This window comes from Ferrimonas balearica DSM 9799, from assembly GCF_000148645.1.
GTDB classification, from domain to species: domain Bacteria; phylum Pseudomonadota; class Gammaproteobacteria; order Enterobacterales; family Shewanellaceae; genus Ferrimonas; species Ferrimonas balearica.
In genome coordinates this window covers 3,615,141-3,639,038 of sequence record NC_014541.1, presented here as the reverse complement: position 1 = coordinate 3,639,038, position 23,898 = coordinate 3,615,141, and the positions used below count along the sequence as shown (strand labels likewise).

Here is a 23,898-nt window from a genome sequence, read left to right as displayed (position 1 = left end):
TTTTGTTGGTTCAGGGTTATTTCAACGTGACCCGGCGACGCAGCAACATGGCCAGCATCATCAGCCAGGCCAGGCCCAGGCTGCCGCCACTGCTGTCACCACCACTCCCGCTCTCATTGTCTTGATCGCCGCTGCTGCCCTCATCGGTGTTGGCTTCGCCGGTTATGGTCAGCGTGACCGTGTGAGGCTCTGAGGCGTTGTGGCGATCTTCCACCACGAAGGTAAACGCGGTTTGGTAGGAGTCGTTCCCACTGGGTTGATAGAGGAACAGGCCGGTGTCCGGGTCCAGCGTCACTGTGCCAATTTCCGGTGAAGAAACCAGTTTGAACTGGATTGGGTCCTGGTCCGGATCAGAGCCGATAAGGCGGCCGTTTACCGGGGTTTGATAGTAGCTGTCGTAATGGCTGTCCTTGCCCTCGGGAGCGTTGTTGGACAAGGTGATCTGCACCAGGCCGGCTGCTGAGGTATCAAACTGATCATGAACCTGATATTGCAGCGACACCGGGTTCAGAGTGTTGCCGTCCGGGGTGTAGGTCAGGTTGCCGGTGGCTGGGTCGGTGAAGGTCAGGGTGCCAACTTGAGGCTGGGTAATCAGCTCAAAAACCAGCGGCTCGTCGTCCGCATCACTGCCCGGCAAAGCGAGACTGAGGGTGTCGCGCCAGTGGCTGGTGATCGTCAGATCGTCCGCGACCGGCGGGGTGTTCACCAGCTCGATGTTCAGCTGGGCGCTTGGCAGGGTGTGTCGGCCAACCACCGCGCTGAAGGTGATGCTGTCATTGCCCAACTCCTGGCCATAAGGCTGATAGCGGAAAGTGCCCTGTTGCCGATCGGTGAAGGTGATGATGCCTTTGGTGGGGCCCTGCTCGACGATGAAGTGGTCCACCTCACCGATGGCGGGGGCCAGGCTGTCTTCCAATGTCGTGATCCCGTGGGTTTGCAGATTTTTGCTGTCCAGCGTGATGTCCGGCAGTGGCGCGCCCATTTGGTAGAGTCTCAGCGATTCCCCCTGGGTCAGGAACCAGCTTTCATCACCCACCTGCTGATGGGTTGTGGCGAACTGCATATTGTGACTGGTTTGCTGCCACAGGATCTCACCATCCGCGATGCTGACGGCGCCAAAGTGGGACCGGCAGGCGTAAACCAGTTGGGAATGGCCGATGCGGGACAGGCCAACGGAATCCTCGTAGGAGTCACAGACCTGAGCCAGCACCGTGGTGGTGCCGTCTTGGTGGATGCTCGAGATAGCGCCGTTAGTTGTCAGGCCCCAGAGGACCGGCTCGGTGCCCTTGTGTCCAATCTCGATATCGATAAACGTTTCTGTGTGGCTCAACGGCGTGGTGAGGTTGGTGCCGGGATCAAAATGGCTGACTTTGCCGACACTGTTAAGAATAAACAGGTGGTTTCGGGTCTGCTCACCGATGCGACCGATCTGCAGGCGTTCGATCCCGGACTGGTCCAGCTTTCGGCTGGAGAAGGGCACGTCCTGCGTCGGATCAAGCTCATAGAGATAACCGCTGGCGTCGGCGGCCAACAGGGTGTTGGTGTCATCGGTGTGGAGGTCACCATAGGCCAATGCTGTGATTCTGGAACCCTCTGTAGCGATGCTCCTTTTGAGGGCGCCATTACTGCTGTCGAGGATATGAATTCGGCCGTCGTACAGGTAGTTGGAGCCGAGGATGATCTCCTTGCGGCCATTCCCATCGAGATCGACCACCATCAGTTCACCCATCCCCCCCCAGGTGTGCAGGTAGGGCGAGTTGTCGTAGTTATTCCACTGTGGTTCACCGCTGGCAAAGTCATACACCCCAACGACAGACTCGTCGTAGGCACTGTTGCTTTCGTGGCTGGCAAACACCAGTGACAGGGTGCCGTTGCCATTCAGGTCGGCAATCTGTCCCATCATGGGCGGTGTCCAGTCTTCACTTTTGGCCACCTCGGTCAACGTCTTGGGGTTGTAGACGAACAGGTGGTCCGAGCCGGTGCTGCTGTAACCGGCCCCCCAGGCAAACTCCTGTTTGCCATCCCCGGTCAGATCGGCCATCAGGATGCTGGACACGCCGTGTTCCGGGTTATCTACTTGCCAGAATGACTCGCCGGTTTGCGCATTGAGGGCGTAAATCCCGCCCCATTGGCCATCGCCGTAAACCACGTCCAACTGCCCGTCTTCATTGACATCGAGCAGGACGAGTTTGTCGATATCCAGCTCGGCCTCTGTCAGCCAGAGGGTTGATAGGCTGGCGGGGCGGAAGGCGGTAAGTTGGTACCAGTCTTTGGCGGCCACCACATCGTCCAGACCATCGCCATCGATATCCAGAACAACCAGCATCGGTCCCAGTTCTGTGGGGAAGCCGGACAGCTGGGTGGCGCTGTCGCCATCGAGGCGGAAGAGTGTACCATCCGCAAAAGCCAGCTCTTTTTGCTCAGTGGCGGTAAAGTGGCCAGCGACGACAGGACCAAGGCCCAGTTGATATTCCGCCAGTTTTTCTCCGCTGGCGAGGTCATATCGAAAGGTGCTTCCTTCACTGAAATGCACCAGCAGCGACGAAGCATCGTCGCCAAACAGGTTGCCATAGAGAATGGTATCGACCTGACCACGAACGACAGGCAGGAGGACCTCCAGAATCACTTGCTCGGTCTGCAGATTCATCACCACAAGGCGAGTGTTGTTGACAGCAAATACGGCAAGGTCGGTGTCGGACTCCGTCAGCCTGACGTGGGTCAGGGCGGAGAGAGCGCCATCAAAGGGGAGCTTCTGCAGAATGTTTACGCCGTCTGTGACCTGCAGTTTGACCAGGTTGGTATTGGCACCGAAGCCACTTCCGGTGCCCAGCCATACTTCGTTATGACCATCACCATTAAAGTCGCCGACGATGGTGCCGGAAGCGCCGATCCCGGTGCCCATAGTGTGGATACCCCACTGGTACGTGGGGGCGTCTTCGGTCGGCACAGACGCGTTGAGGGGAGACACGGAAGTATCGACGGCTTCCAGAGGCCGGGCTTGCCACTGGCTCGGGCCGTAATTGATCTTTTCACCCTGAAGGCGCACCGGTTGCTGATGTTGGTTTTCGAGTTGGGGTTGCGCGGCAACTTGTGCCGACAACAGCAGCCCCAGCAACACTGACTGGTTCATGATTGCGTTCCTTGCTTTGCAGATACCGGGCGTCAGCCATCCTGCCGAGCCCATAAAATGGCAACAAAAACATAACAGTACGCTCGTTGCAGAACCATCTCTATTTATGAACCTCATCCACGGTCCGGCTGGCTTCAGGCCGCCGAACTGGCCACAGGCCCGATCTGCCGGAGCTTTGGCGAACTGGGGGATGACGCCACGCCGGTGACCCTGAGGGTTATTTGAGTTAACCGGGGCGTGGGAGGGCGGCTTGTCGTCGTCGGGGCGTGCACTCCATAATGGCCGTTTGTCAGCCGTTCTCAGTGCAGCATCAGGAGTCGCCATTTGGACAGCACCAAAAATGGCCTTTATCGGGATTACTACCGGCGCGGACCGGATTATCGCTGTGGTGAGCCGATGGGGTTCCGTGAGGTGCGGGATCAGTTTGGCTTTGGCGGCCTGGTGGTGGGGCGCTGGGTCACCGGTGAAGAGAGTCAGCTGGCCGCCAATCTGGTGTTTGATGCGCTGGCGGATCTGGCGTTTCTGCTGAACGTACCTCCATCCACACTGGGGCTGAGGCAGTCACTGAACCTCGCCTTTGGCACTGGGGGGCAGCCCGGTGTGCAGGCGCACTATGCGCCGGGCACCCGCACCCTGGCACTGGCCAAAAACGCCGGGGCCGGTGCGCTGGCCCATGAGTGGTGGCACGCCTTTGACCACTACATCCGCGACCATCTGTTCGAGCCGGGAAAATCGGTGCGCTTTGCCAGTGACGCCTGGCTGGCCAATCAGGCGGTAAAGGCCCATCCGCTCAATCAACGCTTGCAGGCACTGCTGGCGACGGTGCTGCTGACCGACGATGGTAAGGAGCAACACGACTACGTGCGGCGTTCGGTGGCATTGGACCGGGAAGTGGGCCGGCGTTATTTCAGCCTGCCGACCGAAATGATGGCGCGGGCGTTTGAGGCCTGGGTGCAAAGCCGCACCGAGATTAAGAACGCCTATCTGGTCAGCGGCACCAAGCAAAGTGAAGTGGCCAGGCGAGGAGGCTACCCGGACGAGGCTCACCTTAAGCGTATCGATCTGGCCATTCGTGGTTACTTTGCGCCGCTGGGACAGGCCCTGTCCCGTTAGGCTGGGGCCACTTCGGCGGTTTGCGGTTGCAGCAGCTCTCCGTAAACCTGTTCCACCTGCACCGGAGAGAATCCCAGTGCTCCGGCAATGTCGTTCACCCGAGCCTGTTCCGCTTCGGCCAGTGCGCCATCGCAGACGCTGATATGAACCGCGGCGCGAACGGCAAGGGTTTTGAAATCCAATTCCACCTGGCTGGCGTTACGCTTCAGCTCTTTGATAAAGGCATCGGGGTCGGCGCCAACTGCCTCTGCGCCGGCTTTCAGTTCTTCGGGTGAGATGTTCTGGGCGGTTAACTGCTGGAAAATGTCGGCCATGGTGACCAGTTCTGATTGGTCCAGTTTGCCATCGGCCATCGCCACCAGCAGCATCGACTGATACACCGTTTTCAGGCCCAGGTGGGCATGGTGTTCCGCCTTTTTCTCTTTGCTTTTAAAGGCGTAAACCAGCAGTTCAAACAGCCCTTTAAGCAGGCTGATGGCGCCGATGATCAGCACCACGTAGAACAGCCGGTCGGTGGCAAGCAGCACCACTAAGGTGCCGATGATCATGGCCAGGCCTATCAGCAGTGCACGGACGCCGGGGTACTTCATAGATCACCTCCATGTGATGAAGTCGGGGATGGGCGCTGCCCAACAACTTCCCAGAAGCCTGGTTAAATTTCAACCGCCAGGTGCCGGGTGAACCGGGGTTGCCACGGTTTGGCTAAGTCCACATCGGAACTGGCGTTTTTTCTTACCGGGCGGCTACCTATAATAGGCGCCTGAGCAGTGAGGGAGAGATCGATGAATCAACAAGATTGCGCCCTGCGGATCCGGTCCCTGCGCAAGACCTATCCCGGTGGGGTGGAAGCCCTGAAAGGGATCGACCTGGCGGTTGAAGCGGGCGATTTCTTTGCCCTGCTGGGCCCCAATGGTGCCGGCAAATCCACCACCATCGGGGTGATCAGCGCATTGGTGAACAAGAGCGCCGGTGACGTCGAGGTGTTCGGCCACAATATCGATAACGACCTGAACGGCGCCAAGCGCTGCATCGGCCTGGTGCCGCAGGAGTTCAACTTCAACCAGTTCGAGACGGTACTGCAGATCGTGGTCAACCAGGCCGGTTACTACGGTGTGCCCAAGGCCGAAGCGATGAAGCGGGCGGAAAAGTATCTGGCCCAACTCGACCTGTGGGAGAAGCGCAACGCCCGTGCCCGTGAGCTGTCCGGTGGTATGAAGCGTCGTCTGATGATCGCCCGGGCGCTGATGCACGAACCCAAGCTGCTTATCCTGGATGAGCCCACCGCCGGGGTCGACATCGAGATCCGCCGCTCCATGTGGCGCTTCCTCAAAGAGATCAATGAGCAGGGCGTCACCATCATCCTCACCACCCACTACCTCGAAGAGGCGGAGATGCTGTGTCGCCATATCGGCATCATCGATAAGGGTGAGCTGGTGGAATGCACCACCATGAAAGCGCTGCTGGCCAAACTGACCGTAGAAACCTTTGTGCTCGATCTGGCACCGGACAGCGGCCGGATCTACCTGGAGGGCTTCGAGTGCCGCCGCCTGGACGACAACACCCTGGAGGTGGATGTGGCCAAAGAGGTGGGCCTCAATGGCCTGTTCCAGCAATTGGGCGAGCAGGGCATCACCGTGCTGTCGATGCGCAATAAAGCCAACCGACTGGAGGAGCTGTTTGTGTCACTGGTGGAAAATGGCCGACAGGAGGCACAGGCATGAGTCACCCCTATTGGATCGCCTTTAAGGCGCTGGTCCGCAAGGAGATCACCCGCTTCAGCCGGATCTGGGTGCAGACTCTGGTGCCGCCGGCGATCACCATGACCCTCTACTTCCTGATCTTCGGTAACCTGATTGGCAGCCGGATTGGCCAGATGGGCGGCTTCAGCTACATGGAGTTCATCATGCCCGGGCTTATCATGATGTCGGTGATCACCAATTCCTACGCCAACGTGGCCAGCTCCTTCTTCAGCGCCAAGTTCCAGCGCAACATCGAAGAGCTGCTGGTGGCGCCGGTGCCCAACGTGCTGATCATCCTCGGCTACGTGGCGGGCGGGGTGGCTCGCGGCCTCTGCGTCGGCGCCATCGTCACCGCCGTGGCGCTGTTCTTTGTGGATATCCAGATCCACAGCCTGCCGGTGCTGCTGGTGACCCTGCTGATGACCTCGGTGGTGTTTGCCCTTGGCGGCCTGATTAACGCCGTGTTCGCCAAAACCTTTGACGACATCAGCATCATCCCCACCTTTGTACTGACGCCGCTGACCTACCTGGGCGGGGTGTTCTACTCCATCTCGCTGCTGCCGCCGTTGTGGCAGGGGGTGTCCCAACTGAACCCGGTGGTCTACACCATTAACGCCTTCCGTTACGGTTTCCTCGGTGTCAGTGACGTCAGCCTGTGGGCCTCGCTGGGGGTACTCACCGCCTTTATCACCGTGCTGTTTGCGGTGGCCTATCGTTTGATCGACAAGGGCATAGGACTGCGCAGCTGATGGGGAACTCACGTTCTATCCAGTCCAACCAGGCCGGCATTCACGACAACCTCGATCACGTGGTGCGCCGTCACCTGACCCACCCGTTCCGGGCGCCGTACGCCGACTACAGTCGAGAGCTGTTTGCTGAGCTGAAAGCGTGGAAGGAGGCCGATGGCCGGCCGCTGGTGCTGGACTCCTGTTGTGGCGTCGGCCAGAGCACCGCCAACCTGGCACGCCGCCACCCGGAGGCCATCGTGCTGGGGCTGGATAAGTCCGCCGCGCGGGTCGACAAGCATGACCACTATCACGCCGGCAGTGACAACTATCGGGTGGTGCGGGGCAACCTGAACGACCTGTGGCGGATGATGGTGGAGGACGGCTGGGCGCCCACCCACCACTATCTGCTCTACCCCAACCCCTGGCCCAAATCGGCCCACCTGCAGCGGCGCTGGCATGGTGGTCCGCTGTTCCCGTCGCTGCTGGCACTGGGAGGCCAGCTTGAGCTGCGCTCCAACTGGCGCCTCTATCTGGAGGAGTTTCAGGCGGCGCTGGCCATTGCCGGCCACCAGGGGGAATTTGTGTCGCTGCCGGACGAACCACCGCTCACGCCGTTTGAGCGTAAGTACGGTGAATCCGGCCAGCCCCTGCATCGTCTGGTATGCGATCTCACTAAAAAGTCGTAACTTTGCTCAAAGTCCCCTAGGATGACTAATGTAAAGCCATGATCCACCGGCTTTTTACAGCTGGCATGGATCTGGCTTTGTTCCTGGCTTAATAAGCAAAACGGCGAACTTCGCCATTAGGGAGCGACAATGACTAGGGGGCAACACCGCTGGACGGTGATACTGGTGGGCATGACGGTGGTGCTCAGCAGTCAGGGATTGTTGTGGTACCTGCTTAACTGAGTTCTACACTCTTCATTTGACGAACGCATCCGGGGACGCCAAATGGGGAGAGCGCAAGTTGGGGCACTGTGTGTCCTGATGGTGGCAGGGACAGCACACGCGAACGACGAGTGGCATCACCAGATCCGCTTCGGTGGCTGGTCTCAGCACCTTGAAGATGAACCCTTCGAGGATTCACCGAGCTACAACGAAACCCACCAGAGCATCGGTTACTACTACCGCATCAATCAGTGCCACGGCAGCGAACGCTGGTACTGCCAGGTCGGCGGCTCCTACCTCAAAGACAGCTTCGACAACGACATGTACGCGGTCAGCTGGAGCTGGAACTACCCCTTTAACGACTACGTGGCGGCGGGCATTGTGCTGGGTGTCGCCAACCGCACCATCGCCGAATACCAGGATGAGATCTTCCAGGGCACCGACCGCAAGTGGCTGCCGGTGTTCGCCCCCAAGCTGGAGTTCAGTTACCGCCGCTTCTCGGTGGGGCTGGCGATTTTCCCCCAGGTGGATTACCTCGAAGAGAACGGCAGCCGGGAGTATAAGATTGGCAAACCCACCCTGTTCTGGGACCTGGCCATCGCGTTCTAGCGCTGTTCAGACCGGCACAAAAAAGGCCCCGAAACGGGGCCTTTTGCGCATCAGGAGGGTCAGGCTGCCTGGGTCGGGATGACGTTGGCGGTGCCCTTGATGTCGTTGTTTTCGTTCAGGTAGACCAGCTGCGGCTTGTGGGTCTTGGCCGCTTCCTCATCCATCACCATGTAGGCGCAGATGATCACGCGGTCTTTCGGGCTGGCCTTATGGGCGGCCGCGCCGTTCACGGAGATGATCTTGGAGCCACGCTCACCACTGATGGCGTAGGTGCTGAAGCGCTCGCCATTGTCGATGTTGTAGATCTCGATCTTTTCGTACTCGAGGATGCCGGCAGCGTCCAGCAGGTCCTGGTCAATGGCGCAGGAGCCTTCGTACTCCAGCTCAGCGTGGGTGACGCGGGCCTGGTGCAGTTTGCCCTTCAGCATGATGCGTTGCATAAGCGGTTCCGTTACTTCCTGGTTGTGAACTGTGTCGCAATTGTTAAGCGGCGCATTATCACCAAATCACCCGGTGAGATCCACCGTCAGATTGTCGATAAGCCGGGCCCGGCCCAGCTGCGCCGCAGCCAGGATAACCAACTGGGTATCACCGGGTTGTGCCGGGGCCAGGGTCTGGCCATGACAGATGCGGACAAAGTCGGGGGTAAAGCCGTGCTGGCGCAGGCGGGCTTCGGCCTGCTGCTCCAACGTGTTGCGGTCGGTCAGGCCCAGGCTCTGGATGCCCTGGGCGGTAAGGTCGAGGGTGCGCTTAAGCTCCGGCGCCTGGGCACGCTCGGCCTCGGTCAGGTAGCCATTGCGAGAGCTCATCGCCAGCCCATCGCGCTCCCGCACGGTGGGGATGCCAATCACCTCCACCGGCATATTGAGGTCGCGCACCATGGTGCGGATCACCGCCAGTTGCTGGTAATCCTTCTCGCCAAAGCAGGCGATGTCCGGCTGCACCAGATTGAACAGCTTGCAGACGATGGTGGCGACGCCGCGGAAGTGGCCGGGGCGGCTGGTGCCGCAGTGGAGATCGGACAGGCCCGGCACCTCAACGTAGGTTTGCTGAGCCAGCCCGGCGGGGTAGAGCAGTTCGGTTTCCGGCGTGAACAGCAGGTCACAGCCGGCGTCGAACAGGCGCTGTTTGTCCTGCTCCAGCGTGCGCGGGTAGGCGTCGAGGTCTTCCCCGGCGCCGAACTGCATCGGGTTGACGAAGATGCTGGTGACCACGCGATCAGCCCGGCTTCTCGCCTGGTGCACCAGAGCGATATGGCCATCGTGCAGGTTGCCCATGGTGGGGACAAAGGCCACCCTTTCACCGGCCTGGTGCCACTGGCGAACCAGCTGGTGCAGGCGATGGGGATCAGACAGGGTTTGCATAACGACTCCTCTGTCGGTGTGGCTCAGTTGAAGCAGTGCTCCGGCCCGGGGAAGCGGCCATGCTCCACCTCTTCAACGAAGGCGGCCACAGCGGCTTGCAGGCTGTTGGTCTGAGCCAGGTAGTTCTTGGCGAACTTGGGGATGTAGCCGGAGGTGATGCCGAACAGGTCATGCATCACCAGGATCTGGCCATCGGTGTGGGGGCCGGCACCGATGCCGATCACCGGGATCGACAACGCCTCGGTGACGGTGCGGGCCAGTTCAGTGGGCACACACTCCAGCACCAGCATGGCGGCACCGGCGTCCTGCAGGCGCAGGGCCTGGTCGAGGATCGCCTTGCCCGCGTCGTCACCACGGCCCTGTACCTTGAAGCCGCCAAACACGTGCACGGATTGCGGGGTCAGGCCGAGGTGGGCGCAGACCGGGACGCTGCGTTGGGTCAGACCGCGGACGGTGTCGAGCAGCCAGTCGCCGCCCTCCAGCTTGACCATCTGGGCACCGGCCCGCATCAGCGTGGCGGCACTGTCGAAGGCCTGCTCTGGGGTGGCGTAGCTCATGAAGGGCATGTCGGCGATCACCAGCGCCTTGGGGGCACCTTTGCTGACGGCACGGGTGTGGTAGGCCACATCCTCGACGGTCACTTTGAGGGTGTCCTCATCACCGTTGAGCACCATGCCCAGGCTGTCGCCAATCAGCAGCACCGGCACGCCCTGCTCAGCAAAGGCCGCGGCGAAGCTGGCGTCGTAGGCGGTCAGCGCAGCGAATTTTCGCCCTTCACGCTTATAGCGGTTCAGGGTGGAGGTGGTGATCCTGTCCATAGTGTTGAAGCTCTACTGCCCAAAGAGATGCCGTTATATGACAACTGGCAGGCGGATTCAACGCCGGAGGTGACAAAGTGGAGAATATCCGGTAACCGGGGCGTTACCGGATAAAGAGAGTTTGCGGTGGGCACTGGGCCAGCAGGGTGGCGAGCTGGCGGCCATCCGGCAGGGTCAGTTGCGGGGCCAGCTCAAACAGCGGGATCAGCACAAAAGCGCGCTCAGCCATGCCGTAGTGGGGCACGGTTAACCGTTCGTGTTCAATAGCTTGATCGCCGTACAACACCATATCCAGGTCGAGGGTGCGGGCGCCCCAGCGGGTGTGGCGCTCGCGCCCTTGCTGTTGCTCAATGCCCTGCAGGGCGTCGAGCAGCGCCAACGGGGCCAGCGAGGTATCGATGGCGGCGACGGCATTGAGGTAGTCGGGCTGGTCCATGCCCGCCATCGGCGGGCTGCGGTAGAAACTGGAACAGGCCACCAGGCGGGTGTCCGCCAGTTCGTCCAGGGCGGACAGGGCCTGTTGCAGTTGCTGGGCGGGCGCCTCGAGGTTGCTGCCCAGCGCGATGTAAGCTCGAATCACTCGCTAGCCTTGCCTTGCGGCTTACGACGACGGGGACGACGGCGACGCTTGCCGCCTTCATTGCCCAGCGCGCGCACCATCTGGCGGCGGCCCTGATCGTCGGTGTCCTGGAACTGGGTCCACCAGCGGGCCAGCTCCACCAGTTCGCCCCCTTCCGCCTCGGCCCGCAGCAGCAGGAAGTCGTAGGCGGCGCGGAAGCGCGGGTGTTCGTAGACACGGAAGGCGCGAGAACCGGCGCGTTTCTCCAGGCGGCCCTGAAGCTGCCAGATCTCCATCGCCGGGGTGGTAAAGCGACGCGGCAGCGACACGGTTTTGCACTGCTTGGCGATGGCGTCACCGGAAGCGGCGGTCAGGGCGTCATATTCAGCGACACCACGGTCACGGCGGCGCTGGGCCAAATCTTCCACCACGTACCAGAGCAGGGCGGCGTAGATAAAGGCCGGAGTCACCGGCTTGTCGGCCGCAACCCGTTGGTCGGTGTTCTTCATCATCGCTTCGATAAGGGCCAGCACTTTGCCGTCCTTATCCTGCTGCAGCAGCTTCTCCTGCATCGGGAACATCGGCGCAAACAGGCCGTATTCCCGCATCAGGCGGAAGTTGTCCAGGGCTTTGCCGGCCAGAAACAGCTTGAGCGATTCCTCAAACAGGCGCGCCGCCGGAATGTCGGACAGCAGCTCTGCCAGCGCCGGGATCGGCTTACCGGTCTGGGTGTCGATGGTGAAATCGAGCTTGGTGGCAAAACGCACGGCACGGAGCATCCGCACCGGGTCTTCACGGTAACGGGTTTCCGGGTCACCAATCAGACGCAGGCGGCGGGCCTTCAGGTCAGCCATGCCACCGAAGTAGTCGCGCACGCTGTAGTCGGCGATGTCGTAGTACAGGCCGTTAACGGTAAAGTCGCGACGCTCGGCGTCTTCATCGATGCTGCCGTAGACGTTGTCACGCAGCAGACGACCGCTGTCGTCAGCGCGGGCGTGCTTGTCGCTGGACTCCGCGTGATGGCCACGCAGGGTCGCCACCTCGATGATGTCACGGCCAAACAGGATGTGGGCCAGGCGGAACCGGCGACCAACCAGGCGGCAGTTGCGGAACAGCTTACGGATCTGCTCCGGGGTGGCGTTGGTAGCCACGTCAAAGTCTTTCGGCTGGTGGCTCAGCAGCAGGTCACGCACACCGCCGCCCACCAGGTAGGCTTCGTAGCCCGCTTTGTGCAGGCGATACAGGACCTTCAGCGCGTTTTCGCTGATGTCATTACGGGAGATCCGGTGCGCTTTGCGGGGAAAGATCTCGAGCTTAGGCTCGATGGGCGCCGCGTTGGAGCGGCCGCCGATCAGGCGCTTAGCCATTGTCGTCAGGCGCTTAAGAATGGGACACCTCGTTGAATTTGCTGTGGGCATGCCAGGGCGTTAGGGCCGGATGGCTTATGGCGCGCCATGATATACCAAGGGTGATTAAATGATAAGCCGTTAAAGCGGAGCCGGCAGGTTACGCTGACGGGGGATGCGGCTCAGGTCAAAGCGTGACACTGCCTGCGCCAACACCGCATCCGGTGGCAGAGCCTGCCAGTCGGGTTCGGTGGCCTGGCCAAGAAACGCCAATGCGCGCACCAGGTTGGCGGAGGGCTGGCGGTCATCCAGCGCCGGCGCGTGGTTCTGTTTCGACAGTTTGTTGCCGTCGGACCACACCGCCAGAGGCAGGTGCAGGAACGCCGGTACTGTCCAGCCCAGCTGGGTGAACAGGGTGCATTGACGTACCGTGGCTTCCAGCAGGTCATTGCCGCGCACCACCTCGGTGATGCCCTGGTCGTGGTCGTCGACCACCACGGCCAGCTGGTAGGCGTACAGGCCATCCCGGCGTTTCAGGATAAAGTCCTCTCCGGCAAACGGCGCGTCGGTGTTAATGGGGCCAAGCAGGCCATCATTAAAGTGGTCAATGGCCACGGTGTTATGCAGGCGCAGTGCCTGCGGCCCACTTTCGGGCCCATGCCGACGGCAGTGGCCATCGTAAACCCCACCCATCGCCTGGATCCGTTTGCGGGTGCAGCTGCACGGGTAGCACTGACCGGCGTCGGTCAGCCGCTGCAGGATGGCGTCGTAACGCTCGCTACGCTGGCTTTGGTACACCAACTCACCGTCCCAGTGCAGGCCGTGGGCTTCCAGGGTACGGAGGATCTGGTCAGCGGCGCCGGCCACTTCGCGGGGCGGGTCAATGTCTTCGATGCGCACCAACCATTGGCCATCCTGAGCGCGGGCGCGCAGGTAACTGCCGACAGCGGCAATCAGTGAGCCGAAATGGAGGGGGCCGGAAGGGGATGGCGCAAAGCGCCCGATGTAGGGTGTGGTCATGCTGAAAAGAAAAACGGGAGGCTGAGCCTCCCGTTATCAGATGGTTAGCCTGCCATCTGTCGCTCTTTGATCTCTGCCAGCGTTTTGCAGTCGATGCAGAGGTCAGCGGTCGGGCGCGCTTCCAGACGACGGATGCCGATTTCGACACCACAGGAGTCGCAGAAACCGAAGTCGTCGTCCTGCAGCTTGATCAGAGTCTTTTCAATCTTCTTGATCAGTTTGCGCTCGCGGTCGCGGGTGCGCAGTTCGAGGCTGAACTCTTCTTCCTGAGCAGCGCGGTCCACCGGATCCGGGAAGTTGGCCGCTTCGTCCTTCATATGGTGGACGGTACGGTCTACCTCTTCACGCAGCTGGTTACGCCAAGCCTCCAAAATGGTTTTGAAGTGAGCCAGCTGCTTCTCGTTCATGTACTCCTCACCAGGTTGCTCCCGGTAAGGCTCCACGTTGGCATAAGCCAATACACCAATCTTCTTTGCAGTGCCCTGCGGCATTAGGCGTCTCCTGTTACTCTGTCAAACGAGAAGCGATTATCAATTTGGGGCGGTATCTATACCAAATGGCTCTCGTTTGCGCAATTCCCTGCGAGCCATATTGCTAACTCGAACCAGACCACCGTGTTTCGCGTCACGTTCGGTTAAGGCCGCAAGTGTAGCAGCCTAGGGTAAAAGGTCGACGGGAAGCGCCCTGATGGGCCGTATCCCGTTTGCATCTATATCGCATCCGAGGGCCAGAAACTCGACACCGGCCCCGACCGCCTCACGACATAAGCGCGCGTACTCCGGGTCAATATGCTGTGCGGGTGACACCCGTTCAATGCCGGTATGTGGCACCACAAACAGTAATACGGCCCGATGCCCCTGTTGGACCATCTCCATCAACTCACGCAGATGTTTCTGGCCCCGGGCGGTGACAGCGTCAGGAAAATACCCACGTCCGTTATCGCCCAACAGAGTGACACTTTTAACCTCAATATAACAACTTATCAAATCATTGCCGGACAACAAGAGATCGATGCGGCTGTTTTCTGAGCCGTATCGCACTTCCCGACGGATGTCGGCGTCCGCCGCCAGACTCTCCAGTAATCCGTTGCGGATCCCCAGCTCCGCCAGGCCGTTGGCACGGCCGGTATTCACGCAGATCCAGTGGCCCTGATCGTTCTGCACCAGCTCCCAGGTGCAGGGGTACTTGCGCTTGGGGTTGCCGGAGTCGGAGTACCAGACGCGCCAGCCGGGTTCGGCACAGCCGGTCATGGCACCGGTATTGGGGCAGTGCAGCGTCATCTCGCTGCCATCATCGCCTTGGATATCGGCCAGAAATCGCTTGTAGCGTTTGATCAGAGTTGCTGAGTAAAGCGGGGGAGAAAATTCCATGAAGTCCTGTCGAGATTTGGTGGATGTGGGCGGCCATGTCTTTGTGTACACTGAGGCCCACATTATTAGTGAGAAGAAAAGGACCTCGTCAATGACTGATCGCATTATCGTGGTGTTGGACAACCAGCCGGCTCCGGCCGCATGGGGTAACGCCAAAGTCAGTTTTCAGGGCAACACCGCCCGTATCCATCTGGGTGAGGGCGACCTCTACCGCCAGGTGCAGGCGGCGGCCCGTCAAATCACTGCCCAGGGCATCCAGTCTGTCACCCTGCAGGGTGAAGAGTGGGACCCGGTGCTGCAGTGGCGCTTTGCTTGTGGCTTTGGCACCGCCAAGGTGCCCGGCGAGATCGAGTGGGCTTCCCACGACGATCAGCTCGAGCCTCAGCGCGATGCCCAGCTGTGGCTGAAAGACCTGACCAACGCCACCCCGGAAGCCCTGAGCCCGGAAGTGCTGGCCGATGAGGTGGCGGAGCGCCTGTCTGGGCTGGCGCCGGACCACATCACCTCCCGCCGGATCGTGGGCGATGCCCTGCTGGCTGCCGGTTGGGTGGGCGTGCACGGTGTGGGCCGCGGCTCTGAGCGTCCGCCGGTGCTGCTGGAGCTGGACTACAACCCGACTGGCCAGCATGACGCGCCGGTCAGCGTGGCGCTGGTGGGTAAAGGCATCACCTTTGATTCCGGCGGCTACAGCATCAAGCCAAGCGCCGGCATGGTGGCGATGAAGTGCGACATGGGTGGCGCGGCCACCGTGGCGGCGGCGCTGAAGCTGGCGATCCGTCGTGGCCTGGACAAGCGCGTGAAGCTCTACCTGTGCTGCGCCGAGAACCTGATCTCCGGCCACGCCTACAAGCTGGGCGACATCCTGCATTATAAGAACGGCACCAGTGTTGAGATCGTCAACACCGATGCCGAGGGGCGCCTGGTGCTGGCCGATGGCCTGATCGCCGCCAACGAGTCCGGTGCGGAGCGCATCATCGATGCGGCCACCCTGACCGGTGCCGCTGCCGTGGCTCTGGGTGACGACTACAACGCCCTGTTCAGCCTCGATGATGAAGCCGCGGAAGACGCGCTGGATGCCGCCGCCGAGGTGGACGAAGGCCTGTGGCGCCTGCCGCTGGAGCCGTTCCACGCCGACAAGTGCCCCTCTCCCTTTGCGGATACCGCCAACAGCCGTGCGGTAAAAGGTGGCGGCACCGGTGGCGCGTCCAACGCCGCGGGCTTCCTGAGTCGCTTTGCCGGCACGCCGCCGAAGGGCTGGTTGCACTTTGACCTGGCCGGCAGCTACGCCGACAGTGACAATGGCCAGCACGCCACCGGCGCCACCGGCATGGGAATGCTGACCATCGCCAACCTGCTGCTGAAAGCCTGACCGACGGTTTTACCGGTCTGAATTCAACGCCCCGCCGGGCTGTCCCGGCGGGGCGTTGTGGTTTCTGGCTGAGGCGTTTTCCTGAGCGATGAAAGGCAAATCGGTTTTTCCCGGTTTATCTCTTCAATCACCCATCAGGAGAACACCGCGATGAACCTCAGGAAGCCCCTGCTGTTACTGATCAGCCACGCCTTGGTGGCGCTGGCCGGTTTTGCCGGAGGGATCTACGCCCTGCCCATTTTGACTGCACCGGAAGCGCCTGAGGCCAGCGCTTTGGCGGCGGTGGCCGCCAAAGCGGAGTATCGCGGCGAGTTCGTTCGTGATCTGGCCGACAGCGATGCCCTGCACTGGGGGGAGGGCATCGTCACCCTGGGCAACGGTGCCATCGCGCTGGAGGGCAAGCTGGCCCCGGGCCCGGATTACCAGTTGTACCTGTCACCGGAGTTTGTCGAAACCGAGGCGGACTTTAACCGGTTGAAGGCACAGATGGTGCGGGTGGGGGCGGTGAAAACCTTTGATAACTTCCTGCTGGCGCTGCCCGCAGAGATCGACCCGGCCGGCTACACCAGCGTCATCATCTGGTGCGAGTCCTTCGGCCAGTTTATTACCGCGGCTCATTACCGGGGCTGAGGCTCCCGGCGCCACCCCAGCGCCGCACGCTGTGGTATTCCACCCCGTGCGGCTCAAACACCGACACCATCAGGTCCACCTCATTAATGTGCAGCGGCACCGGCGTGATGGCGGGCAACTCCCGGCTTAACTGACTGACGCTGCGAAACAGGCTGACGTGGGGCCGGAACGGCGCATGGCTGCGATGCAGGCCGTGTTCGGCTGCGTCCTGACGCATACGATGGGCCAGTTGTCCCAGCGCCATCGGGGTGCGGCTGGTGGTGGCGCAGATCACTCCGGCCCGGTGCCAGTAGGCCAGTTGGTCCAGCTCCAGAGACACCTCCGGCACCACCAGTGATTCCCAGCGCGCCAGCAGGGCCGCTTTCTGTTGTTGGCTGACCGAGCCCAGAAAGGCCAGGGTCAGGTGAAAATTGGCGGCGGGCACCACCCGGGCCGGGCCGCTCATCTCGGCGCCCAGTCGGGCCTGCAGGCGGATCAGCTCCAGTTGGCTGATGCGGCTTAGCGGGACGGAGAAAAAGAGTCGCTCCGCCATGGGGTCTCCTTGTGGCTAGCTTGGCGTGTCGGGGGCCGGACAGTACACTAGGGCCCTTTGTTTGCCCCTTGAGAGTCTCGGTTTGTCGACATTGCCGATCCAGGATCTGTTCCCCAGCATCCGCCAAAACCTCGCCCGACACAATCAGTTGATTCTTCGTGCCCCGACGGGTGCGGGGAAATCCACCGCTTTGCCGTTGGCCATGCTCGACTGGCCCGAGGTCGAGGGCAAAATCCTGCTGTTGGAACCCCGTCGTCTGGCGGCCCGGATGATCGCCCGCTACCTGGCTCGCTGCCTGGGTGAAAAGGTCGGGCAGCGGGTCGGCTTGCGGGTGCGCGGTGAGACTCAGGTCAGTGCAGAGACCCGGCTGGAAGTGGTGACCGAAGGGGTGCTGACCCGGCTGATCCAGTCTGATCCGGAGCTGACCGGCGTCGGCCTGATTCTGTTTGATGAGGTGCATGAACGCCATCTGGCCACGGATCTCGCCCTGGCGCTGGCACTGGAAGTGCAGGGCGGCCTGCGGGATGATCTCAAAGTGATGCTGATGTCGGCCACCCTGCAGGGCCAGCCGCTGGCCCAGCTGTTGCCCGAGGCGCCGCTGCTGGAGAGCGAAGGGCGCAGCTTTCCGGTGTCGGTGGAGTACGCCCCGGTGGCCACCGGCCAGCCCTGGTTACCGTCCCTGGTGGCACAGGTAAAACGCCAGTTGGCCAGCCAGGATGGCAACCTGCTGGTGTTCCTGCCCGGTATGGGGGAGATCCGTTCCGCCGCCGAGCAGTTGCAGGGCCAGGTCGCGGACAATGTCGATATCTGTCCGCTCTACGGCCAGCTGTCCGGCGCCGAGCAGGACCGCGCCGTGGCCGTGCCGGAGGCGGGGCGCCGCAAAGTGGTGCTGGCCACCAATCTGGCGGAATCCAGTTTGACCATCGACGGCATCACCGTGGTGGTGGACGCCGGTTACCAGCGCCGCGCCAGCCTGAACCTGCGCACCGGCCAGACCCGTTTGGAGCTGGTACGCATCAGCCAGTCCTCCGCCGAGCAACGTGCTGGCCGGGCCGGGCGTTTGGCGCCGGGCCACTGTGTGCGGCTGTGGAGCGAAACCCAGCAGCAGGGGCTGGCGGAGGCGGAACTGCCGGAGATCCAGCGGGCCGATCTGCTTAGTCTGGTGCTGGAGCTGGCGGCCTGGGGCACCACCGACGTCAATGAGCTGGCCTGGCTGAGTCCACCGCCGGACAGTGCGGTGCAACGTGCCCGGGCGCTGTTGCAACGGCTGGAGCTGGTGGCGGCGGATGGCCGCATCACCGCGCTGGGCCAGAGGGTGCATCGACTCGGGGCTGATCCGCGACTGGGCCACATGCTGGTGAAAGCCGCGGCCTGGGAAACCGACTCGAAGGAGCCGGGCCTGTTGCGGCTGGCCTGCGATCTGGCCGCCTTACTGGAGGAGGGTGACCCGCTGCGTGGCCGTCAGGTGGGCGCCGATCTGGGCCGCCGACTGGACGCGGCCCGCTCCGGTCGCTATCGCCAGATGGCGGACAAGTGGTGGCGCCAGTTGGGTCAGGGCCACGCCAGCAAACCCGCTCACCACAGTGAAGCGGGCTGGTTGCTGGCGCTGGCCTATCCTGACCGCATCGCCCAGGGGCGGGGCGGCAGCGGACATCGCTTCCTGCTGTCCGGGGGCGCGGGCGCCACGCTGGAGGAGTCCGACCCGCTCTGCGCCGAGCCCTATCTGGTGGTGGCCAGCCTGAATGAGCGGGCCGGTCAGGGCGATGCCCGCATTCACCTGGCGGCAGCGCTCAATCTGGACGCTCTGAAAGCGGTGCAACCGGGGCTGTTTGAGACGGTTCGCCACGCCGGCCTGGACAGCGCCAGCGGTGCCCTGAAGGCGGAGCGCCAGACCCGCATTGGGGCCCTGGTGGTGGGTCGAGAGCGATTGTCGGACCTGACCGAGGCGGATTATCGCCTGGCGCTGCTGGATCATCTGCGGCGCAAAGGGCTGGAAGCGTTGCCTTGGAGCGACCGAGCCCGTACCCTGCAGGCCCGCGTGGCATTGGCCGCGCAAACTCTGACCACCGAATCCTGGCCGGATCTGAGCGACAGCGCGCTGTTGGCGGGGTTGGAGCAGTGGCTGGGCCCCTACCTGTCGGGCCTGACCAAGACCGGCCAGCTCAAGCAGCTGGACCTCTACCAGATCCTGCTGGACCAGGTGCCGTGGCAGGCTCAATCGCTGTTGAACAGTGAGCTGCCTGAGCGGCTGACCGTGCCCACCGGCAGCGCCCTGGCGTTGCATTACCACAGTGGCGGCGTCAAGCTGGCGGTTCGGGTGCAGGAGATGTATGGCCAGAGCGACACCCCGCGGCTGGCACGTGGTGCTTTGCCGGTGACCCTGGAGTTGTTGTCACCGGCACAGCGGCCCATCCAGATCACCCAGGACCTGGCCGGGTTCTGGGCTGGAGCCTGGAGTGAAGTAAAGAAAGAGATGAAGGGACGCTATCCCAAGCATTTGTGGCCGGACGATCCGGCCAATACGGCGCCGACCCGCAAGACCAAGCGGCACCTGACGTAACCGAATTTGATTGACTGAGATGGCAAAGACTCCGAACAACAACGCGCCGGGCGCGGAAACCAAGCGCAAACGCGCGCCCTCAACCAGCAAAGCGAAGGCCAAAACCGGCACCCGGGCAAAGGCCAAGCCGAAACCCAAACCGGCCGCGCAGCGCTCATGGTGGCGGCGTGCCGCGCTGATGATGGGCAAGCTGGCGCTGGTCGGCCTGGCCGTTGTTGCCCTGTATGGCCTCTACCTGGATACCCAGATTGCCCGCAAGTTTGAGGGCCAGCGCTGGTATCTGCCGGCGCAGGTGTTTGCCCGTCCCATGAGTCTCTATCCCGGTGCGCCGGTTACCCACATGCAGCTCAAGCAGGAGCTGGCACTGCTGGGCTACCGCAATACCGGCACCGCGGCCTCTGAGGGCGAATTTGCCGTGGCGGTGGGGCGCATCGAGATCTACCGTCGTGCCTTCGATGGCCCTAACGGCTATGAGTCGCCGATGCGGGTGATGGTCCACTTCAGTGAGAACCGGGTAACCCGACTGGTGCGCTCCAGTGACAGCCGTGACCTCGGCTTCCTGCAGCTCGAACCCCTGCTGCTGGATCGCATCATCACCGGCAACACCGAAGACCGTCTGTTTGTCCCCCGTGAGGGGATCCCGGAGTCGCTGGTGTCGGCGCTGCTGCGCACCGAGGACAACCAGTTCTACCAGCACCACGGCCTCTCCTTTACCGGCATTGCCCGGGCGGCGCTGGCCAACCTTAAGGCGGGCCGCACCGTGCAGGGGGGCAGTACCCTGACCCAGCAGCTGGCCAAAAACTTCTTCCTGACCCGTGATCGCACCCTGGTGCGCAAGGCCAACGAAGCGTTGATGGCGCTGATCATCGACGCCCGTTACAGCAAGGATGAGATCCTCGAGGCCTACCTGAACGAGGTCTACATGGGCCAGGATGGCAAGATCGCCATCCATGGTGTGGGGCTGGCGGCCTGGCACTACTTCGGCACGCCGCTGGATGAGCTGAACCTGGCCCAGCAGGCGCTGCTGGTGGCGATGATCAAGGGGCCCAGCTACTACAACCCCTGGCGCTACCCGGAACGCGCCATGCAGCGTCGTGATCTGGTGCTCAAGCTGATGATCGAAGAGGGGCTGATCTCGCCGCGTCAGTACAGCACCTACACCCAGATGGATCTGGCCCTGCGCGACCCCAACTGGCGCCAGCGCCATAAACTGCCCGCGTTCCGCACCATGATGCAGCGTGAGCTGGCCCAGCGCTTTGGCGACAACATCCTGAATCAGTCCGGCCTGAAGGTGTACACCACCCTCGATCCGCTGGCCCAGCGTGCCGCCGAGAAAGCGGTGGAGCAGGGGATGGCGCAGATGGTACGGGACCGCAAAGACGACAAGCTGCAGGCCGCCATGGTGGTGGTTGACCGCTATAACGGCGGGGTGCTGGCACTGGTGGGCGACCGTGACCCCAGCTACCTCGGCTTCAACCGGGCACTGGATGCCCGCCGTCCGGTGGGCTCGCTGCTGAAACCCTTTGTCTACGAAACCGCGCTGGAAGCCCCGCAGCAGTTCAGCCTGGCGACGCCGCTGAAGGATGAGCCGATCAGCCTGAAAAGTGGCGGTGGCCAGGTGTGGTCGCCCCAGAACGTGGATAAGAAGTTCCGCGGCCAGGCCAGCCTGCTGGACAGCCTGGTGTACTCCTACAACGTGCCTACGGTGAACCTGGGGATGGCCATCGGCCTTGAGCCGGTGATCAGCACCCTGCGCAAATCCGGTTGGCCCGATCGCATCACCCCCAACCCGGCCCTGTTGCTGGGGGCGCTGGACGCCAGCCCGTTACAGGTGGCCCAGCTCTACCAGACCCTCGCCGACAGTGGTCGCTACCGCCCGGTCTATGCCATTGGCCATGTGCTGAACAAAGAGGGCGAGCGACTGGTGGAACAGAAGAGCACCTCAGAGCAGGTGTTGTCGCCCCAGGCCACCTGGCTCACCAACTACGCCATGACTCAGGTGGTGGAGCGCGGTACGGCACGACGCCTGAAGCAGCAGTTCCCCCACACCACCCTGGCGGGCAAAACCGGCACCACTACCGCCGGTCGTGATGCCTGGTATGCCGGCTTTGATGACCGTGACGTGGTGGTGACCTGGGTCGGCCGCGACGACAACTCCGATGCCGGGCTCTATGGCAGCTCCGCTGCGCTGCCGCTGTACCAGCGTTACCTGGATGAGCGGGAGCCGCTGTCGCTGGTGCTGACCCGTCCGGGGAACATTGTGAATGGCCATTTCCAGACCGCCTCCGGCGTGCCGGTGGCATCGGACTGCATCGATGCGGTAGCGCTGCCGGCGGACGCCGCCAGCTGGCCTGACCCCCGTGGTTGCCAGGGGGGTGAACGGGCTAAAAACTGGCTGGAGCGGATTTTTAGTTTCTAATGGGACGAACGGCGCATTTTTGGCCGTTCGAACATTGTTATTCACTGCATATGAAATACTATGCAGCGGATAACGATAACATGTCATGGTGACGCAAGAATGAATGACGGCTCTACTCCGCAAGCCGCCCCTGGGGCGGCTTCTTCACGCTGGCAAATGCCAGATACCCTTATCCTGATCTTCGGTGTGGCGCTGTTGGCGCTGGCTCTGACCTACATCATCCCGGCCGGCAGCTTCCAGACTGAAGAGATCCACTACACGGTGGAAGGGGTGGAAAAAACCCGCACTGTGGTGGATCCGGACTCGTTCCAGTATGCGCTGGATGAGAACGGTGAGGTGCTCTACAACAAAGTCGGCCTGTTTGAAGGCGGCGGCGGGGTAGGCTTCCTCAACTTCCCGTTCGAAGGGCTGGTCTCCGGCTCCAAGTGGGGCAGTGCCATTGGCGTCATCATGTTTATGCTGGTGATTGGCGGTGCGTTTGGTGTGGTGATGCGCACCGGCACCATCGACACCGGCATTTTGCGTCTTATCGACAAGACCCGCGGTAACGAAGCACTGTTTATCCCGGTGATGTTCACCCTGTTCTCACTGGGTGGGGCCGTATTTGGTATGGGTGAGGAGGCGGTGGCGTTTGCCATTATTATCGCGCCGCTGATGATCCGCCTGGGCTACGACGGCGTCACCACCGTGATGGTGACCTACGTGGCCACCCAGGTGGGTTTCGGCGCCTCCTGGATGAACCCCTTCTCCGTGGCCGTGGCTCAGGGCATCGCTGGCGTACCGGTGCTGTCCGGTGCCGAATACCGCATCGCCCTGTGGGTGGGCTTCACTCTGGTGGGCATCCTGTTCACCATGTGGTACGCCCGTGGCGTCAAAGCCGACCCGACCCGCTCCTACAGCTTCCACACCGACAAACACTTCCGCGACCAGCCGATGGGCGACCTGGCCTCCAGCCGCTGGGGCCTGGGCGATACTCTCGTACTGCTGACCGTGATTGCCACCATGGTGTGGGTGATCTGGGGCGTGGTAGTGAACGCCTGGTACATCCCGGAGATCGCTTCCCAGTTCTTCACCATGGGCCTGGTGGCCGGTCTGATTGGGGTGTTCTTCCGCCTCAACAACATGACCATGAACGACGTCGCCTCCTCCTTTAAAGAGGGCGCCGCCATCATGCTGCCAGCCGCGCTGCTGGTGGGTTGTGCCAAGGGTATCCTGCTGCTGCTGGGCGGTGGCGAAGCCACCGAGCCGACCGTACTGAACTCCATCCTGAACAGCGCCGGCAACACCATTGGTGGCATGCCGGAAGTGCTGTCAGCCTGGTTTATGCTGCTGTTCCAGTCGGTGTTCAACTTCTTTGTGACCTCCGGCTCCGGCCAGGCGGCACTGACCATGCCGCTGATGGCGCCGCTGGCCGACCTGGTGGGCGTCACCCGTCAGGTGGCGGTACTGGCGTTCCAGCTGGGTGATGGCTTTACCAACGTGATCGTGCCGACGTCTGCCCCGCTGATGGCCACCCTTGGGGTTTGCCGGGTAGACTGGGGCGACTGGGCTCGCTTCGCCTGGCGCTTTATGTTGCTGCTGTTTGTCCTGGCCAGCGTTGCCGTGGTGGGTGCCCACCTGTTTGGCTACGCCTGACGGCTTGGTCGCAGTGCACTGACACAGCGATAATTAAGCGGGCCAGCGGGCCCGCTTTTTGTTGCTAATA

The 23,898-nt window shown here is 62.1% G+C and carries 21 protein-coding genes; 10 read left to right on the top strand and 11 right to left on the bottom strand.

Annotated elements, in window-relative coordinates; all coding sequences use genetic code 11:
- Window positions 1-16: 16 nt before the first annotated feature.
- Window positions 17-3,130, bottom strand: coding sequence for an Ig-like domain-containing protein (locus FBAL_RS16500; RefSeq protein WP_013346730.1), 3,114 nt, complete (start codon window positions 3,128-3,130; stop codon window positions 17-19).
- 324 nt (window positions 3,131-3,454) lie between these two features.
- Here FBAL_RS16500 and FBAL_RS16495 point away from each other — a divergent pair, with 324 nt between their 5' ends.
- Window positions 3,455-4,243 carry a CLCA_X family protein gene (locus FBAL_RS16495; RefSeq protein WP_013346729.1) on the top strand — a complete coding sequence of 263 codons (789 nt, stop codon included), beginning with the start codon at window positions 3,455-3,457 and terminating at the stop codon, window positions 4,241-4,243.
- Here the strand turns inward: FBAL_RS16495 and FBAL_RS16490 are convergent.
- Window positions 4,240-4,833 carry a tellurite resistance TerB family protein gene (locus FBAL_RS16490; RefSeq protein ID WP_013346728.1) on the bottom strand — a complete coding sequence of 198 codons (594 nt, stop codon included), beginning with the start codon at window positions 4,831-4,833 and terminating at the stop codon, window positions 4,240-4,242. The two genes, FBAL_RS16495 and FBAL_RS16490, sit on opposite strands and share 4 nt — an antisense overlap.
- Window positions 4,834-5,025: 192 nt before the next feature.
- Here FBAL_RS16490 and FBAL_RS16485 point away from each other — a divergent pair, with 192 nt between their 5' ends.
- The 4 genes from FBAL_RS16485 to FBAL_RS16470 all read left to right on the top strand — a co-directional run bounded on the left by FBAL_RS16485 (window position 5,026) and on the right by FBAL_RS16470 (window position 8,206).
- Complete coding sequence (locus FBAL_RS16485; protein WP_013346727.1) at window positions 5,026-5,964, top strand: ABC transporter ATP-binding protein; 939 nt, start codon at window positions 5,026-5,028, stop codon at window positions 5,962-5,964.
- Window positions 5,961-6,731 carry an ABC transporter permease gene (locus FBAL_RS16480; RefSeq protein WP_013346726.1) on the top strand — a complete coding sequence of 257 codons (771 nt, stop codon included), beginning with the start codon at window positions 5,961-5,963 and terminating at the stop codon, window positions 6,729-6,731. Before FBAL_RS16485 ends, FBAL_RS16480 begins: the two co-directional genes overlap by 4 nt.
- Entirely contained in the window at window positions 6,731-7,396 is a 666-nt protein-coding gene (gene trmB / locus FBAL_RS16475; RefSeq protein WP_013346725.1) for a tRNA (guanine(46)-N(7))-methyltransferase TrmB, read from the top strand. The genes FBAL_RS16480 and trmB overlap by 1 nt, the downstream gene beginning before the upstream one ends.
- Window positions 7,397-7,660: 264 nt before the next feature.
- Entirely contained in the window at window positions 7,661-8,206 is a 546-nt protein-coding gene (locus FBAL_RS16470; protein WP_013346723.1) for a hypothetical protein, read from the top strand.
- Window positions 8,207-8,265: 59 nt separating this feature from the next.
- Here the strand turns inward: FBAL_RS16470 and panD are convergent, their stop codons facing one another.
- The 8 genes from panD to sfsA all read right to left on the bottom strand — a co-directional run bounded on the left by panD (window position 8,266) and on the right by sfsA (window position 14,683).
- Window positions 8,266-8,646, bottom strand: a complete 381-nt coding sequence (gene panD / locus FBAL_RS16465; RefSeq protein ID WP_013346722.1) for an aspartate 1-decarboxylase — start codon at window positions 8,644-8,646, stop codon at window positions 8,266-8,268.
- A 66-nt stretch (window positions 8,647-8,712) separates the two neighbouring features.
- Window positions 8,713-9,570: a pantoate--beta-alanine ligase gene (panC, locus tag FBAL_RS16460; RefSeq protein ID WP_013346721.1), complete on the bottom strand. Its 858-nt coding sequence runs from the start codon at window positions 9,568-9,570 to the stop codon at window positions 8,713-8,715.
- 23 nt (window positions 9,571-9,593) lie between these two features.
- Window positions 9,594-10,388: a 3-methyl-2-oxobutanoate hydroxymethyltransferase gene (gene panB / locus FBAL_RS16455; RefSeq protein WP_013346720.1), complete on the bottom strand. Its 795-nt coding sequence runs from the start codon at window positions 10,386-10,388 to the stop codon at window positions 9,594-9,596.
- A 103-nt stretch (window positions 10,389-10,491) separates the two neighbouring features.
- A complete protein-coding gene (gene folK, locus FBAL_RS16450) occupies window positions 10,492-10,968 on the bottom strand; it encodes a 2-amino-4-hydroxy-6-hydroxymethyldihydropteridine diphosphokinase (protein ID WP_013346719.1) in 477 nt (158 codons plus the stop codon).
- Window positions 10,965-12,314 carry a polynucleotide adenylyltransferase PcnB gene (gene pcnB / locus FBAL_RS16445; RefSeq protein ID WP_013346718.1) on the bottom strand — a complete coding sequence of 450 codons (1,350 nt, stop codon included), beginning with the start codon at window positions 12,312-12,314 and terminating at the stop codon, window positions 10,965-10,967. Before pcnB ends, folK begins: the two co-directional genes overlap by 4 nt.
- 120 nt (window positions 12,315-12,434) lie before the next feature.
- Window positions 12,435-13,313 (bottom strand): tRNA glutamyl-Q(34) synthetase GluQRS, encoded by an 879-nt coding sequence (gene gluQRS, locus FBAL_RS16440; RefSeq protein WP_013346717.1) that lies wholly within the window; start codon window positions 13,311-13,313, stop codon window positions 12,435-12,437.
- Between the two features lie 44 nt (window positions 13,314-13,357).
- A complete protein-coding gene (gene dksA, locus FBAL_RS16435; protein ID WP_013346716.1) occupies window positions 13,358-13,804 on the bottom strand; it encodes an RNA polymerase-binding protein DksA in 447 nt (148 codons plus the stop codon).
- A 165-nt stretch (window positions 13,805-13,969) separates the two neighbouring features.
- Window positions 13,970-14,683, bottom strand: coding sequence for a DNA/RNA nuclease SfsA (gene sfsA / locus FBAL_RS16430; protein WP_013346715.1), 714 nt, complete (start codon window positions 14,681-14,683; stop codon window positions 13,970-13,972).
- 91 nt (window positions 14,684-14,774) lie between these two features.
- On the opposite strand from sfsA, the gene pepB reads away from it, so the two are divergent.
- Both pepB and FBAL_RS16420 read left to right on the top strand, forming a co-directional pair.
- Window positions 14,775-16,052, top strand: coding sequence for an aminopeptidase PepB (gene pepB, locus FBAL_RS16425; protein WP_013346714.1), 1,278 nt, complete (start codon window positions 14,775-14,777; stop codon window positions 16,050-16,052).
- Window positions 16,053-16,202: 150 nt separating this feature from the next.
- Window positions 16,203-16,682 (top strand): DM13 domain-containing protein, encoded by a 480-nt coding sequence (locus tag FBAL_RS16420; RefSeq protein WP_013346713.1) that lies wholly within the window; start codon window positions 16,203-16,205, stop codon window positions 16,680-16,682.
- Here the strand turns inward: FBAL_RS16420 and thpR are convergent.
- The gene (gene thpR / locus FBAL_RS16415; protein ID WP_013346712.1) at window positions 16,657-17,214 is read right to left on the bottom strand and encodes an RNA 2',3'-cyclic phosphodiesterase; all 558 of its coding nucleotides are present in this window, start codon (window positions 17,212-17,214) and stop codon (window positions 16,657-16,659) included. The two genes, FBAL_RS16420 and thpR, sit on opposite strands and share 26 nt — an antisense overlap.
- 82 nt (window positions 17,215-17,296) lie before the next feature.
- Here thpR and hrpB point away from each other — a divergent pair, with 82 nt between their 5' ends.
- The 3 genes from hrpB to yfcC all read left to right on the top strand — a co-directional run bounded on the left by hrpB (window position 17,297) and on the right by yfcC (window position 23,828).
- Complete coding sequence (hrpB, locus tag FBAL_RS16410; RefSeq protein ID WP_041251340.1) at window positions 17,297-19,774, top strand: ATP-dependent helicase HrpB; 2,478 nt, start codon at window positions 17,297-17,299, stop codon at window positions 19,772-19,774.
- Between the two features lie 19 nt (window positions 19,775-19,793).
- Entirely contained in the window at window positions 19,794-22,193 is a 2,400-nt protein-coding gene (gene mrcB, locus FBAL_RS16405; protein ID WP_013346710.1) for a penicillin-binding protein 1B, read from the top strand.
- Between the two features lie 156 nt (window positions 22,194-22,349).
- Complete coding sequence (gene yfcC / locus FBAL_RS16400; RefSeq protein WP_041251339.1) at window positions 22,350-23,828, top strand: putative basic amino acid antiporter YfcC; 1,479 nt, start codon at window positions 22,350-22,352, stop codon at window positions 23,826-23,828.
- Window positions 23,829-23,898: the final 70 nt, after the last annotated feature.